At 65.6% G+C, this 13,534-nt stretch carries 14 protein-coding genes; 10 read left to right on the top strand and 4 right to left on the bottom strand.

Translation table 11 applies throughout. From position 1 onward, the window contains the following. Positions 1 to 6: 6 nt before the first annotated feature. Positions 7 to 1,140 carry a LysM domain-containing protein gene (locus tag VGM61_RS11810; protein ID WP_331523018.1) on the bottom strand — a complete coding sequence of 378 codons (1,134 nt, stop codon included), beginning with the start codon at positions 1,138 to 1,140 and terminating at the stop codon, positions 7 to 9. 197 nt (positions 1,141 to 1,337) lie between these two features. On the opposite strand from VGM61_RS11810, the gene def reads away from it, so the two are divergent. The 6 genes from def to VGM61_RS11840 are packed head-to-tail and all read left to right on the top strand — an operon-like array spanning position 1,338 to position 7,117. After that, a complete protein-coding gene (def, locus tag VGM61_RS11815) occupies positions 1,338 to 1,841 on the top strand; it encodes a peptide deformylase (protein ID WP_331523019.1) in 504 nt (167 codons plus the stop codon). Positions 1,842 to 1,843: 2 nt separating this feature from the next. After that, positions 1,844 to 2,782, top strand: coding sequence for a methionyl-tRNA formyltransferase (gene fmt, locus VGM61_RS11820; RefSeq protein ID WP_331523020.1), 939 nt, complete (start codon positions 1,844 to 1,846; stop codon positions 2,780 to 2,782). A gap of 3 nt (positions 2,783 to 2,785) precedes the next feature. Continuing rightward, on the top strand, positions 2,786 to 4,108 hold the full coding sequence (rsmB, locus tag VGM61_RS11825; RefSeq protein ID WP_331523021.1) for a 16S rRNA (cytosine(967)-C(5))-methyltransferase RsmB: 1,323 nt from the start codon (positions 2,786 to 2,788) through the stop codon (positions 4,106 to 4,108). Positions 4,109 to 4,147: 39 nt separating this feature from the next. Further along, positions 4,148 to 5,122 (top strand): glycosyltransferase, encoded by a 975-nt coding sequence (locus tag VGM61_RS11830; RefSeq protein WP_331523022.1) that lies wholly within the window; start codon positions 4,148 to 4,150, stop codon positions 5,120 to 5,122. After that, positions 5,109 to 6,128 carry a glycosyltransferase gene (locus tag VGM61_RS11835; protein WP_331523023.1) on the top strand — a complete coding sequence of 340 codons (1,020 nt, stop codon included), beginning with the start codon at positions 5,109 to 5,111 and terminating at the stop codon, positions 6,126 to 6,128. The genes VGM61_RS11830 and VGM61_RS11835 overlap by 14 nt, the downstream gene beginning before the upstream one ends. After that, on the top strand, positions 6,125 to 7,117 hold the full coding sequence (locus VGM61_RS11840) for a glycosyltransferase (RefSeq protein WP_331523025.1): 993 nt from the start codon (positions 6,125 to 6,127) through the stop codon (positions 7,115 to 7,117). The genes VGM61_RS11835 and VGM61_RS11840 overlap by 4 nt, the downstream gene beginning before the upstream one ends. Here VGM61_RS11840 and VGM61_RS11845 read toward each other — a convergent pair. Then, entirely contained in the window at positions 7,114 to 8,019 is a 906-nt protein-coding gene (locus tag VGM61_RS11845; RefSeq protein ID WP_331523026.1) for a glycosyltransferase family 2 protein, read from the bottom strand. The genes VGM61_RS11840 and VGM61_RS11845 overlap by 4 nt on opposite strands. A 105-nt stretch (positions 8,020 to 8,124) precedes the next feature. Beyond that, the gene (locus tag VGM61_RS11850; RefSeq protein WP_331523027.1) at positions 8,125 to 8,925 is read right to left on the bottom strand and encodes a glycosyltransferase family 2 protein; all 801 of its coding nucleotides are present in this window, start codon (positions 8,923 to 8,925) and stop codon (positions 8,125 to 8,127) included. A 50-nt stretch (positions 8,926 to 8,975) separates the two neighbouring features. Between VGM61_RS11850 and VGM61_RS11855 the strand changes: the two genes are divergently transcribed. The 3 genes from VGM61_RS11855 to VGM61_RS11865 are packed head-to-tail and all read left to right on the top strand — an operon-like array spanning position 8,976 to position 12,075. Continuing rightward, positions 8,976 to 10,025 carry a CDP-glycerol glycerophosphotransferase family protein gene (locus VGM61_RS11855; RefSeq protein WP_331523100.1) on the top strand — a complete coding sequence of 350 codons (1,050 nt, stop codon included), beginning with the start codon at positions 8,976 to 8,978 and terminating at the stop codon, positions 10,023 to 10,025. Between the two features lie 35 nt (positions 10,026 to 10,060). After that, positions 10,061 to 11,767: an ArnT family glycosyltransferase gene (locus VGM61_RS11860; protein ID WP_331523028.1), complete on the top strand. Its 1,707-nt coding sequence runs from the start codon at positions 10,061 to 10,063 to the stop codon at positions 11,765 to 11,767. Then, entirely contained in the window at positions 11,764 to 12,075 is a 312-nt protein-coding gene (locus tag VGM61_RS11865) for a hypothetical protein (protein ID WP_331523029.1), read from the top strand. The genes VGM61_RS11860 and VGM61_RS11865 overlap by 4 nt, the downstream gene beginning before the upstream one ends. On the opposite strand, the gene VGM61_RS11870 is transcribed toward VGM61_RS11865, so the two are convergent. After that, positions 12,072 to 12,971 carry a lipid A biosynthesis acyltransferase gene (locus tag VGM61_RS11870; protein WP_331523030.1) on the bottom strand — a complete coding sequence of 300 codons (900 nt, stop codon included), beginning with the start codon at positions 12,969 to 12,971 and terminating at the stop codon, positions 12,072 to 12,074. The genes VGM61_RS11865 and VGM61_RS11870 overlap by 4 nt on opposite strands. A 44-nt stretch (positions 12,972 to 13,015) precedes the next feature. Between VGM61_RS11870 and dtd the strand changes: the two genes are divergently transcribed. Further along, positions 13,016 to 13,456: a D-aminoacyl-tRNA deacylase gene (gene dtd, locus VGM61_RS11875; RefSeq protein WP_331523031.1), complete on the top strand. Its 441-nt coding sequence runs from the start codon at positions 13,016 to 13,018 to the stop codon at positions 13,454 to 13,456. Positions 13,457 to 13,534: the final 78 nt, after the last annotated feature.

The raw sequence follows: 13,534 nt of genomic DNA on the forward strand, positions 1-13,534 counted from the left end.
TTCGCGTTACTGCGGCGCCACCAGGTTGTCGCCCTTGTGGACCGGCCGCAGCCCGTCCATCACCAGTCCATAGCTGACCTTGTCGAAGGTGCGGAACACCATTACATGGCCGCCGTACTCATCGGGAAGCTGCACATCGCGGCCACTGCCGCGGGTGAAGCTGTCGTGCGCGACGTCGTCAGCCACCTTTTCACCCTTGCTCATGATGGTGAAGGTGGTGCCGTTGTCCACGCCATCGCTGGCCCCGACCGACAACGCCACCACCTGCTTGCTGCCACTGGCGTCCATGGCGTCGCTGGTGAAAGCGATGACTTTGGCGTTGGCCGGCATCGACTTGGGAGCATGTGGATAGTAGTAAGGATCGTACGGATGGTCGTCGACCGGCAGCAGGCGATCACCCGGGCGGACTTCCCGAGTGGAGTCGACCAGCAGCAGCGAGGCCGGATCGCCTTCCTTCAGGAGCTCGGCGGTACCGATGACGGTGACCTCCGTACCCAGTTCATCGCCGCGACCGGTGTGGCCGTCGTGGCGGGTGTCCTCGAGCCACGGGGTACTCTGCATCTGCGCGCTGGCATCAAGCTCGTCCCCGACCATCGGACCGATGGAGCCGTCACCGTCGTCGGTGAAGCCGCGGAAGATGTGCGTGGGACGAACCACGGCAAAACGTTGGCCGGGACTACCCACCAGGTCGCCGCGGACGTAGATCTTCTGCCCCGGCGTGGCGCGCAGGCGTCCTTCTTCCGAGGCCATTACGTAGGGTGCGTCCTTGATGGCATCGGAATCCATCACCCGCATATCCTTGAGGAAAATCTTCAAGTCTTTCAGCGGGATGGCCGTGATCGCCTCGTCGTCCTCGCGAACGCGCGGCTGAAGGCCCAGGTGCGCCCTGCCGCCCAGCATCGACAGGTTCAGGACGTCGCCCGGGTAGATCAGGTGCGGATTGCGGACCTGCGGGTTGGCCTGCCAGATTTCCGGCCAGAGCCAGGGCTTCTGCAGGAACTTCGCCGAGATGGCCCACAACGTATCGCCCCGGCGCACCGTGTAGGTGTCCGGATGCCCGTCGCGCAGCTGCGCGGCCGCCGCATAAGCGGCCACGGTAAAAAACATGCTGCCCAGCAGCACGGTGAGCTTCTTGATCATGACGGGTTTTCCCCCTTCCCCGGTTCCAGCGCGAGTGTAGCTTATTGGTTAAACGCTGCAAGATGAAGATCTTGCGGCCACAACGTTACAATGGGCCCAACTTTACCCGCTGGCACGGCTTGGATTTCGCCGACCTGCCCGCATTTTTTCGGCTCCACCGCCCTTTTCTGTAGCTGCTACGTGCCCAGGTGCCCCTCGTGTCCGTCCTGACCATCATCGAATACCCCGACCCGCGCCTGCGCACCGTTGCCGCACCTGTCACCGTGTTCGACGAGGAACTGGCCACCTTCGTCCAGGACATGTACCAGACGATGTACGAATCTGACGGTGTTGGCCTGGCTGCCACCCAGGTAAACGTGCACAAGCGCGTGCTGGTGGCCGACATGAGCGCCGACCGCAACGAGCGCCTGTGCCTGATCAACCCCGAGATCCTCGAGAAAGACGGCGCGCAGGTGTATCAGGAAGGCTGCCTGTCATTCCCGGGTATCTATGCCGATGTCACCCGCGCGTTGAGGGTCAAGGTGCGTGCGCAGGACGTCACCGGCGCTGAGTTCATCGTCGAAGCGGAAGGCCCGCTGGCCGTATGCATCCAGCACGAGATGGACCACCTGCTGGGCAAGGTCTTTGTCGATTACCTCTCACCGCTCAAGCGAAGCCTGTTGCTCAAGCGCCTGGAGAAACAGCGCCGCCAGGCGAGCTGACGGTGCCCGCCCAGCCGCTTCGGATCGTTTTCGCCGGCACCCCGGATTTCGCCGTTCCCAGCCTTGCCGCGTGCGGCGCCAGCGGCGCGCAGGTCGTGGCCGTCTACACCCAACCAGACCGGCCTGCCGGACGCGGGCGCAAGCTCAGTCCCAGCCCGGTGAAGCTGGCTGCACTGGAAGCCGGCATCACGGTGGAGCAGCCAGAGTCGTTGAAAGACGACACCGTGCGCGCGCAGCTGGCTGCCTACCGGCCCGACCTGATGGTGGTGGTGGCCTATGGGCTGATCCTGTCGCGCAAGGTGCTGGCGATCCCGCGCCTGGGTTGCTGGAACGTGCACGGTTCGCTGCTGCCGCGCTGGCGCGGCGCAGCGCCTATCCAGCGCGCGGTACTGGCTGGCGATGAAGAAACCGGTGTCGACCTCATGCAGATGGAAGCAGGCCTGGATACCGGCCCTACCCTGGTCCGCCGCACCACCCCGATCACCCGCGACGATACCGGTGGCAGCGTGCACGACCGCCTTGCCATGCTGGGCGCCGAGGCGCTCGCCGAAGGGCTGGCGCGGGTGATGGCAGGGGAAACGCCCACCCCCGTGCCGCAGCCCACCGAGGGTGCTACCTACGCGCATAAGCTGGACAAAGGTGAAGCGCTGCTCGACTTCACGCTCCCGGCGATCGACCTGGAACGCAAGGTCCGCGCCTTCGATCCGTGGCCCGTGGCCGAAGCCGACCTCGCCGGTGAACGGGTGCGCGTCTGGGGCGCCCGAGCCATGCCCTGGACCGGCGATGCCAGGCCAGGCAGCGTGATCGGCACGTCGCGCCAGGGCATCGACCTTGCCAGCGCCGACGGCATGCTGCGCATCATCGGCCTGCAACGTGCCGGCGGTCGTCGCATCACGGCGGCCGATTACCTCAACGCACGTTCCGACCTGCGGGCGCCCTGAGCCATGGCGCGCAAGCCACCCGCGCCGACTGACACCCGCGCCTTGGCGGCGCTGGCGCTGACCGAGGTCGCCCTGCACGGCAAATCGCTGCGTGAAACGCTCGATCGCCACGCCCGGGCCCTGCCCGACAGCCGCGACCGCGCGCTGCTGACGGCCCTGCTCAATGAAGGTGCGCGTTGGTGGATCCGCTTCGATGCCGCCCTCGACACCCTGCTCGAACGCCCGTTGCGGCAGAACGAACCGACGATCCATGCCCTGCTGGTAGTAGGCCTGGTGCAACTGGAAGTGCTGGAGATGGCCCCTTACGCCGCGGTGGCGGCCACGGTGGAAGCGGCCCGGGCGCTGCATCGCCCGCGCCACGCAAACCTCGTCAATGCCGTACTGCGGCGTTGGCAGCGCGAACGCGTGGCCTTGCTGGCGCGCCTGGATGCAGATGCCTCCACGCGTAGCTCGCATCCGGCGTGGCTGGTTCAGGCGATCCAGGAAGACTGGCCCGAAGCCGCTGCCTCGGTACTGGACATCGCCAACGTCGAACCGCCCCTGATGCTTCGGGTGAACCGGCGGCGCGCCCAGCGCGAGGCGGTGATCCAGGCACTGGTGGGCGATGCCCACGAGGCCCATGCCCACCCCTGGCTCGCCGACGCCATCGTGCTGCCGCACAGCACCGACGTCACCCGCCTTCCCGGTTTCGATGAAGGCCAGTTCGCCGTGCAGGATGGCGCCGCGCAGATCGCCGCCGATGTGCTGGATCTCGCCGATGGCCAGCGCGTGCTCGACGCCTGCGCAGCCCCCGGTGGCAAAGCCTGCCACGTGCTCGAGCGCGCCGATGTCACGCTGGTGGCCCTGGAGCACGACATCCACCGCATACCGCGGATCGAACAGAACCTGGCGCGGTTGGGCCTGATAGCGCAGGTGATTGACGGCGACGCCGGCGACCCATTGTTATGGTGGGGTGGTAAACCGTTCGATCGCATCCTGATCGATGCACCGTGTTCGGCAACCGGGGTGATCCGCCGCCGACCCGATGTACGGCTGCATCGACGCCCTTCGGACATTGCCACGCTCGGTTTGCAGCAAAGGCGCATCCTGGCGGCCTTGTGGCCGCTGCTGTCTCCCGGCGGCCGCCTGGTCTACGCCACCTGTTCGCTGTTGCGGGCTGAAAACGAAGCCGTGGTCGGTGATTTCCTGCGCAGCACGCCCGATGCACGCATCGTGCCCCTGACGCTCGCCGATGGGCGGCCAGCCACCGTGGGATGGCAAGTTCTTCCCGGCGATGGCGACCTCGACGGCATGTACTATGCAGCGCTTACCAAGGTGCCCGACTGACGGGCCAGGCGCCCGATGGTCCAGTCGACTAAAAACCGCTTGAGGATCCAGCTGATCGCGCGTGACAACGGCGCGGGGCTGACGCGTGACCTTGCCGTGCTCGCAGACGTACTCCAGGCCGGTGGCTGCGAGGTGACGGTGCGGGCCCTCGGCCACCGTGGCCGCACCGGCACGGCAGTGCGCATGCTGAAGGCACACGTACGGCGAAAGCTGAAACTGCGCCCCCGCTTCGACATCAACCTGATGCTCGAACGGGTACGCCCGGAATTCTTTGGCAGTGCGCGCCACGAAGTGCTGGTACCCAACCCCGAGTGGTTCAACGACGACTGGAAACCCTTCCTGCCGGAGTTTTCTTTGGTGCTTGCCAAGACCCGCCACGCCGAACGGATCTTCGGTGAACTAGGCTGCCGCACCCGCTATGTGGGCTTCGTGGCGCCGGATCGTTACCGTCCGGGCCTGGTGGCGCCGCGCGCTGGGTTCCTTCATGCGCCGGGGCGCAGCGGCAACAAGGGGAGCCACGCGCTGCTGGAGCTTTGGGCGGCCAATCCCCACTGGCCCATGCTCACGCTTATCTGGCGGCGCAAACGCGTGGATATCGACCCGCTGCCCGCCAATGTCATCTGGCGCCGGGAGTACGTGCCCGACGACGAACTGCTGCGCCTGCAGAACACCCTGCGCTTCCATCTTTGCCCATCGCGTACCGAAGGCTATGGGCACTACCTCGCCGAAGCGCTGGGTGCCGGCGCCGTCACCATCACCACGGACGCTGAGCCGATGAACGAACTGGTGACATCCGACCGCGGCGTGTTGGTGGAGGCCCGCCCCGCCGGCAAGCAGGCCCTGGCCACGCTTTACGATTTCGAGCCCGAAGCCATGCGCCAGGCCATCGAGCGCTGCCTGGCGATGGAGCCGGCAGAGGTCATGCGACTGGGCCGGGCCGCCCGCACCTGGTTCGAAGACAACCGCCGCGATTTCGCCATCCGGTTGCTCGAGGCCCTGCATGGGCTCTCTTAAGCGCCGGGTGCAGTTGATTGCACGCGACAACGGCGCCGGTCTTTCGCGCGACCTGCGCCTGCTCGAAGGCATCCTCAAGAACTTCGGTTACCGCGTGGTCGTGCTGCGGCTGGGTAACCATGGCCGGCTCTCGCATCGCCTGCGCCGGCTGGGGGTGCGCCTGTCCCGACTTGGCGGGGGATGGTTGCGCGGAAAGGCCAACGCCCGCTTTGACCTTAACCTGATGATCGAACAAGTGCGGCCGGAATACCTCGGGCAGGCGCGTTGCAACGTGCTGCTGCCTCACCCGGAGTGGTTCAACCAGGCTTCGCGCCGCGCGCTGCCTGGGATCGACCGCGTACTGGCCAAGACACGCCATGCCGAACGCCTGTTCCGTGAACTGGGCTGCGACACCGAATGGGTAGGTTTCCTCGGCGCCGATCATCGCCGCGTGGGCGAGCAGCACCGCCGCCGGGAATTCCTGCATGCACCGGGTGTCAGCGGCAACAAGGGCAGCGAACGCCTGCTTGCGCTGTGGAGCCGGCATCCGACATGGCCCAGGCTCACCCTGGTGTGGCGCCGCAAACTTGAACAACCGCAGGTGGTTCCGGCGAACGTCACCTGGCTCACCCACTACGTGCCGCAGGACGAACTGCTGACGCTGCAGAACGACATCCTGTTCCATCTTTGCCCCTCGCAGACCGAAGGTTACGGCCACTATCTGGCGGAATCGGTGAGCACCGGCAACGTGGTGATCACAACCGACGCCGAACCGATGAACGAGCTGGTCACCGCCGGACGCGGCGTGCTGGTGGCGGCCCATGCGGTGGGCGCGCAGGACCTCGCCACACTGTTCGATTTCGACGACCACGCGATGGAAGCGGCGATCGAGCGCTGCATTGCCATGGATGACGAGCAAGCCACGTGCCTGGGTAGGGCCGGGCGCGCATGGTACGAGGACAACCGCCGCGGCTTCCTCGAACGCTTTCGGCACGCCCTGGACACGCTGATGGCCGGACAACCATGACCACCGTGCGTATCGTCGCCCGCGACAACGGTTTCGGCCTGACCGGCGAGATCGCCACCTTGCGCCATGCGCTGGATGAACTCGGCTGCGAGGTAAGCGTGCTGTCGCTGGAGGAAGCGGCCGAACACGAACGCTGGCGCCTGGGCGGCAATCGCCTGCGGTCGCGCCTGCTGGCCCGTTGGCAGCGGCGCCAGCGCGGCGGCCAAGTCGATATGAACCTCATGTTCGAGCACATATGGCCGGCGCAGCTGGGCATGGCGCGGAAGAACATCGTGCTGCCGCACCCGGAGTGGTTCGACAACAAGGACATGCGCCACCTTCCATGGGTGGACCAGGTATGGGCCAAGACGCATCACGCCATCGACCTGTTCGCTCCCTTCGGCCGACCCACGCGCTTCATCGGTTTCGACAGTCGCGATCGCCTGGATCCTTCCGTGCCACGCGAACGGGCCTTCTTCCACCTGGCCGGCGCCAGCCCGCTGAAGGGCACGTTGCGCCTGATGCACGAATGGGCCGCCAACCCGCACTGGCCCATGCTGACCGTCGTGCGCAACAAGCCGGGCGAGAGAGATCCGCGGGCGCCCAATATCCGCGTGCTGGCCGGCTATCGCGAAGAGGCCGAGCTTCAGCATCTGCAGAACGCCCACCTGTTCCACCTGTGTACCTCGCGCACCGAGGGTTACGGCCACTACATCACCGAGGCGATGAGCGTGGGCGCCGTGGTGATTACCGTGGCCGCGCCTCCGATGAACGAACTGGTCTCACCCGAACGCGGCTTGTTGGTCACGGCCCGTGCCGGCGACACCCATGGTTTGGCCACGCTGTACGACTTCGACAAACCCGCGTTGGCTACCTGCGTGACGCAAGCGATGACCATGGGAGAGGATGAGATCGCGCGGCTTGGCCACGCTGCACGCGCCTGGTTCGTGCAGAACAAATCAGGCTTTGCAGAGCGCCTGCGCGCTGCCCTTGCAGGCGTGAACGCCTAGCCGACGGCGAGCGACGCGCGAAGCGGTTCGTATCTCTCCGCGCGCATGCCATCGAGCTGGATGACGGCGTCGGCGGCTTCCTCGATGTGGCTGTCTATGCCGCGCAATGCCCATATTCTGCCCTCAGTCCGCGTCTGCGCCAGGATCTGGTTGTTGGGCATGGACATGTCGTTCGGATCGGCCGGCGCCCGGGACGGGTGGTCCAGGTGCACGGCGAGGGCTGCGAATTTCAGCTGCCGGCGATGGCGGCCGAAGTTATCCAGGCGGGCGGCGAGCTCGAGGTCTTCGCTGCCATAGCCTTCCATGCGCTCGTCGAAACCGTTGACGGCCAGGAGATCGGCCTTCCAGAAACTCATATTGCAGCTCATCACCCTTCCTCCGCGGCGTGCCCGTGCCTTGAAGGCGGCAAGCCAGGGGTGGCGCAGCGCGTAGAGGCGCCGTGAGCCGCTGCTGCGGCGGAAGTCGCCATCCACCAGTGGGTGGTAGCGGGCACTGCCACCGGCAAGCAGGCGTGTTGTCTCGCGTGCCGTCATGCACAGACGGCCGCCCTGCAGGTAGAAACCCGGCTGGGCGAAACGCATGTGGTCGGCAATGAAATCCGGGTGCAGCACCATATCCCCGTCAACAAGAATAATGTAGTCGCCCTTGGCGGCCACGATGCCGCGGTTCCGGGCCCGCGCGGCACGAAACCCCAGGTCTTCCTGCCACACATGGCGCAGAGGAATGCTCAATCCAGGCGCCAGCGACGCGATGAGCCCGGCGGTTTCGTCACTGGAGCCGTCGTCGGCCACGATGATTTCGTCAGGCATGCGGGTTTGTCGGCGCAGGGACTCAAGCACCAGCGACAGGGCCGAAGCCCAGTTATATGTCAGCACCACGATGCTGATGGTTGGATCGCTCATGCCTCGCCCGCCCGTAAAAACGGAAACCGGCACATGGCCGGAAACTAAGCCTTCATGTTTTCCATCCATGGTGCCCTTGCATGCATTCAGCCGGCTTTCCCCAATCTAAGGCCGGTATCCGTGCTGCAGCAGCCACAACTTGACGAATTTGCGGCGTACATATTCGATGCGCACCAGCGCGTATAGCAATCCGCGCCAGCCATCGAGGAATCCTGCGCGAAAAACGTAACCCCTCAGGAAACGCCACGCGGGACTGAACAGGATCTGCCCTACATTGGCGCGTTTTCCCGTTGCAAACAAGTGTTCGGCCATCATCTGGGCGTAACGCTCCTGTTTTCCCAGCTGTTCAGCGAGTGATCGATAAGGGTGATGCTCGAGGTTTCCGGCCAGTCGGCCGACATGGCCATCGACGCTGACAGCCTCGTGGATCTCCCGTTTTCCGCGCCATCCGCCCTGCCTGCGATCGAACAGCCGCAGCACGCGATCGGGATAGGCGTTGCCGTGGCGGAGGAATTTTCCGAAATATTCCGACAAGCGGGCGAAGCGATAGCCTGCCGTGTCGGAGAAGCCGTTCGCATGGGCCGCTTCGATCGCCTCGCGCAATGTGGCATCGACGCGTTCGTCGGCGTCCAGGCAAAGCACCCATTCGTGCCGGGCCTGGGATACGGCGAAATCCTTCTGCGAGCGGAAGCCGGTAAACGCGCGGTCGATCACGCGCGCGCCATGGGTACGGGCAAGGTCGGCGGTGCCGTCGGTGGAACCGGAATCCACCACCACGATGTCGTCGCAGAAGGCGAGCGAATCCAGGCACGCCCCGATGCGGTCGGCTTCGTTGAAGGTGATGATGCAGGCAGACAGCGGGATGGTGGTCATCGGGGCGATGGTCGGGCCATGGGCATCGCGCATAATGCCAGCTTCGCCGCGACCGGACCTGATCGAACGTGCCCACCAGCCTGATGTTCGCCACCGAGCTCTACGCCCTGCCGATCCTGCGGCCGCTGGCGGCTGCAGCCCAGGCGCGGGGGCAGGATGTCGGCTGGATCGTGACCGATCGCGTAGCCGCCCAACTGGCCCCGGACGAGCGCAGGCTTGCCACCTGGCCTGAAGTCCATGCCAGCGGCGCCGAAGCTGTGTATTGCGCCGCAAACTGGATATCGCCACGGCTGCCGGGTACCAAGGTGCAGGTATTCCACGGCTTCAACGCTGAAAAGCGCGAGCCCGGCCGCGGTCATTTCGCACTGCGGGGGTTCTTCGATCTGTATTTGACGCAAGGTCCCGCCACCACCGGCCCGTTCGAAGAGCTCGCCCGCGAGCATGGCTATTTCGCCGTACGTGAAACCGGCTGGCCCAAGCTTGACCCGCTGTTCAGGCCGGCCGCCCCGTCGACGGACCTGAATCCACACGACGGCCGCCCGGTAGTGATGTTCGCCTCGACCTTCAGTCATCGCCTGAGCTGCGCACCGCTGGTGCTGGACACGCTGCGGGAACTGGTGGCGCGCGGCGACCGCTATTGGCTGCTTACCCTTCACCCGAAATGCCCTCCGGAACTTTTCGAGGCCTACCGCGGCCTTTCCGGACCCCATGCCCGCTTCGAGGAATCCGGGCGGTTGATGGACATGCAGCGCGCGGCCGACGTATTGCTGTGCGATACATCGTCGGTGCTGCACGAATTCGCCGTGCAGCTCAAACCGGTGGTGACGGTACGCAATCGCCTGCCCAAACCGTTCATGCTCGACGTGCAGGATCCGGCCGAGATCGATGGGGCCATCACCACCGCGCTGTCGCGGCCCGCAGCGCTGATGCGGGCCGTGCGTGAACACGCCGACGCCATCCACCCCTGGCGTGACGGCCGGTCATCCGAGCGCATGTTGGACGCCGTCGATGCATTCCATCGTGGTGAACTGGGGCCCCTGAAGCGCAAACCGCTGAACCTGGTGCGCCGCTACAAGGCCCGGCGCGATATCCAGGCACTGCTCACCAACGTGGCCTCCACGCCCCCGGGGTAGAATCCCGGCCATCCAACTCGAGCGGACTCCCGCCCTTGCAGCCAAGCAGCTTTTCCCGCCGCGAACATCTCCGCGCCCTGTGGCCGTGGCTTCCTGTCTGGACCATCGTGGCCCTGGTGGGGGTCTTCTCCCATGGCCCGATGCCAATGTATTCCACGCGGACGCTGGCCGTGGCGTGGGAAATGTGGAACCAGCACCATTGGCTGGTACCGCACAACAATGGCGAGCCATACAGCGAAAAAGTGCCGCTGGTGTTCTGGATGATCCACGCCGGCTGGCTGGCGTGGGGCGTGAACGACATCTGGCCGCGTATCCTGGAAGTGATTTACGGCGGCACAGAGCTGGTGCTGGTTTCAGTGCTGGCCCACCGCCTGTTTCCCAATCGCGCCTGGGTGGCCAAGGCAGCGCCCTGGCTGTTGATGTCACTGGCCTATGCGTTTTTCTTCGGCCTGCAGATCATGTACGACGTGCTGCTGGCGGTGTGGGTGCTGGCGGCGCTGCTGTGCCTTACCCCGCGCGCCGGCCGCAGCGAGCCGCGATGGCTTTTCTTCGCGTTGTGCATCGGCCTGGGTCTCTTGACCAAGGGCCCGGTGATGTTGCTGCACGTGGTGTTCCCGTGGCTGTTGGGCCCGTTGTGGAGCGATTGGGCGCGCGCGAACCGCGGCCGATGGTACGGTCGCGGTGCGCTGGCGCTGCTGGGCGGCTTCGCCGTCCTGTTGTGCTGGGCGCTGCCGGCGGGCTTCAGCGGCGGAGAGGCTTACCGCCAGCGGTTGTTCTTCACCCAGACCGCCGGCCGCGTGGTGGATGCTTTCGACCATGCCGAACCCTTCTGGTTCTACGCCATGTGGTTGCCGGCGCTGCTGTTCCCGATCATTGGCTGGCCGCGTGCCTGGGCGGCCGTGGCAAGCCTGCGTCGCCCGCTGGATCCTGGCGTGCGCTTTGCGTTGTGCTGGATCGTGCCTGTGTTCGTGTGCTTCTCGGCGATCAGCGGCAAGCAGCCTTATTACCCGCTGCCTGAATATGCCGGTTTTGCCTTGCTGGTGGCAGGCGCGGTATCGAGCTTCCGCGAGAAACGACCGGATCTTGCCTTCAATTACGCCCTGGGCACCTGGCCGTTGGCGCTGGGAGGATTCGCGGTAGCCGTGGGCATGTTCATCCTGCCCAACCTGGTGGAAAGCGGCCGCGCACACGATTCCTGGTTCGTCGATTTCGCCCGCTATAGCCGGTATTTCGCCATCGTCTATTTCATCCTGGGTGCGTTGTTGTTGCTGCGCGGCCGGGGCGAAACCCGCCGCCTTGCCATCGCCGGGCTGGTGGGCACGCTGGCGCTCAATACGCTGTTCACGCTCAGCTCCTGGCAGCGGTTCGATCTTTCGCCCGCGGCGGTGTACCTGGGCCGCGCACAGGCTGAGGGCAAGGCGGTGGGTAACCTTGCCTATTACGAGGGCCAGTTCCACTTCGCCGGCCGGATGGACAAGCCGGTCACGCGGCTTCGCGAGGGCCAGGAACTCTTCGACTTCGCCAGAGCCCATCCCGACGGCCTGGTGGTGACCTACGGCACCAAGCTCGACGCCGACGAACTTCGTTATGCCCAACTGGTGCAGCCGTTCCGCTCGGACTTCCTGGTGATCTGGAAGGCCGATGCGCTGGCCGCCCTGCGCCAGGGCCACCAGCCGGCAGAGCCCGTTACCGCCACGTTGATCTATCCCCCGGGCTACTGGCGCTACAAAGTCCTCAAATGAGCCGCGTCGACGCCCTGCGCAAGCAAGTCGATGGCCCACGCGATGGTGCCTTGCTTCGGTTTTCGCTGGGTTCGGCCTTGCTCGAGGAAGGCGACAGCGCCCAGGCGATCGTTCATCTGCATCGCGCCGTTGTCTTCGACGCGGACTACTCCGCGGCCTGGAAGGTGTTGGCGAAGGCACAAGCCGGCGCCGGCGACACGGCCGCCGCCATCGAAAGCTACGAGCACGGGATCGCCGCCGCACAGCGCCGCGGCGACAGGCAGGCCGAAAAGGAAATGACGGTATTCCTGCGGCGCCTGGTGCGCTAGCCGGCCTGGTGCCGGCGCGAATACGGCGAAGGGCGGTCGTCGGCGCTATAGCGCTTGTAATGCCACTGGTATTGCGTAAAAGCCAGTTCCACGCACTGTTCCACGCCCTTGTTCAGCGCAGCGCAGGCGATCTTGAGGTCGGTTGCGGCAAGGCCTTCGGGTGCCGGCAGGATGTGAATGCGAAACCCCTCGCCATCGGGCAAGCGTTCGGCAAAGCTGAACAGCACTGTTGCGCCGGTGCGCGCGGCCAACCGCGGCAGCAGCACCATGGTCAACGCTTCCACGTTGAAGAACGGAGCGAATTCGCCCTCACCGGCGCGGGGTTTCTGATCGGGCAGGATGCCTACCGTCCCGCCTGCGGCCAGGCGCTTGTAGAGCGTGCGGACGCCGGCACCTTCGGCGCGCACCTGCTCAGGTGCCAGCGCGCCGCGTACCTTGCGCAACAGGGTTTCCACCGCCGCCACCCGCGGCGGCCGGTAAAGGATGGCCATCGGCGTGCGACTGCATAGCCAATAGTTCAGCAGCTCCCAACAACCCAGGTGGGGGGCGGCGATGATCGTGCCCTTGCCGCTGGCGATCGCCGCCTCGAACAACTCAAGGCCGCGCACCTCGCACACCAGGCCCAGCGCTTTCTGCGCGCCACCGCCCCAGATATTGGCCATTTCGGTGAGCGAGCGGCCGCTTTCTTCCATGGTCTGCTTCAGTAATCCGGCCTGTGCGGCGGCGTCAAGCGCCGGGCGCACCAACTTCAGGTTCACCGCCGTGTGACGCGCTGCCTTGCTGTGCATGGCCAGCGACAGGCGGCCGATGGCATCGCCCAGCCGGTGCATGGCCTTGAGCGGAAACAGGCTGAAAAGCCGCAACAACAGGTAGACGAGGTAGATATCAGGACGCATCCGCCCATGGTAACCCGGCGCCGCTTGCGGCTAAATTCGCAGGCATGATTGCCCTCATCCAGCGTGTCAGTTCAGCCCGTGTCGACGTGGAAGGTGAAACCGTCGGCGCCATCGACGCGGGCCTGCTTGCCCTCGTCGCGGTAGAGCCCGGCGACGGCGAAGCGCAGGCCCGTCGCATGGTCGAACGCTTGCTCGGTTACCGGGTGTTCGCCGACGAGGCCGGGAAAATGAACCGATCCCTTACCGATACCGCTGGCGGCCTGCTGCTGGTGAGCCAGTTCACCCTTGCCGCCGACACCCGGAAGGGCATGCGGCCGAGCTTTACGTCAGCGGCTACCCCCGAACAGGGCCGGTTATGGTTCGACCGCCTGGTGGACCTGGCGCGACTTGCCCATCCGGGGGTGGAAACCGGCAGGTTCGGCGCCCATATGATGGTTCACCTGAGCAACGACGGCCCCGTGACCTTCCATCTGGAGGTCCGCTGATTCCGGCCGATAACCGTGGCGCCAGGCCTCGCCGGTGAACTTGCCCGCGCCAAGGATGTGGATAACCGACGACATGGC

This window comes from Pinirhizobacter sp. (genome assembly GCF_036499745.1).
Taxonomy (GTDB): Bacteria; Pseudomonadota; Gammaproteobacteria; order Xanthomonadales; family Rhodanobacteraceae; genus Pinirhizobacter.

What these genes read in the sequence shown, in the direction of transcription:
- rsmB (WP_331523021.1), top strand. Translation starts at nt 2,786, where the DNA reads ATGGCGCGCAAGCCACCCGCGCCGACTGACACCCGCGCCTTGGCGGCG.
- VGM61_RS11850 (WP_331523027.1), bottom strand. Translation starts at nt 8,925, where the DNA reads ATGCGCGATGCCCATGGCCCGACCATCGCCCCGATGACCACCATCCCG.
- VGM61_RS11865 (WP_331523029.1), top strand. Translation starts at nt 11,764, where the DNA reads ATGAGCCGCGTCGACGCCCTGCGCAAGCAAGTCGATGGCCCACGCGAT.
- dtd (WP_331523031.1), top strand. Translation starts at nt 13,016, where the DNA reads ATGATTGCCCTCATCCAGCGTGTCAGTTCAGCCCGTGTCGACGTGGAA.
- VGM61_RS11870 (WP_331523030.1), bottom strand. Translation starts at nt 12,971, where the DNA reads ATGCGTCCTGATATCTACCTCGTCTACCTGTTGTTGCGGCTTTTCAGC.
- VGM61_RS11810 (WP_331523018.1), bottom strand. Translation starts at nt 1,140, where the DNA reads ATGATCAAGAAGCTCACCGTGCTGCTGGGCAGCATGTTTTTTACCGTG.
- VGM61_RS11855 (WP_331523100.1), top strand. Translation starts at nt 8,976, where the DNA reads ATGTTCGCCACCGAGCTCTACGCCCTGCCGATCCTGCGGCCGCTGGCG.
- VGM61_RS11835 (WP_331523023.1), top strand. Translation starts at nt 5,109, where the DNA reads ATGGGCTCTCTTAAGCGCCGGGTGCAGTTGATTGCACGCGACAACGGC.
- VGM61_RS11845 (WP_331523026.1), bottom strand. Translation starts at nt 8,019, where the DNA reads ATGAGCGATCCAACCATCAGCATCGTGGTGCTGACATATAACTGGGCT.
- VGM61_RS11840 (WP_331523025.1), top strand. Translation starts at nt 6,125, where the DNA reads ATGACCACCGTGCGTATCGTCGCCCGCGACAACGGTTTCGGCCTGACC.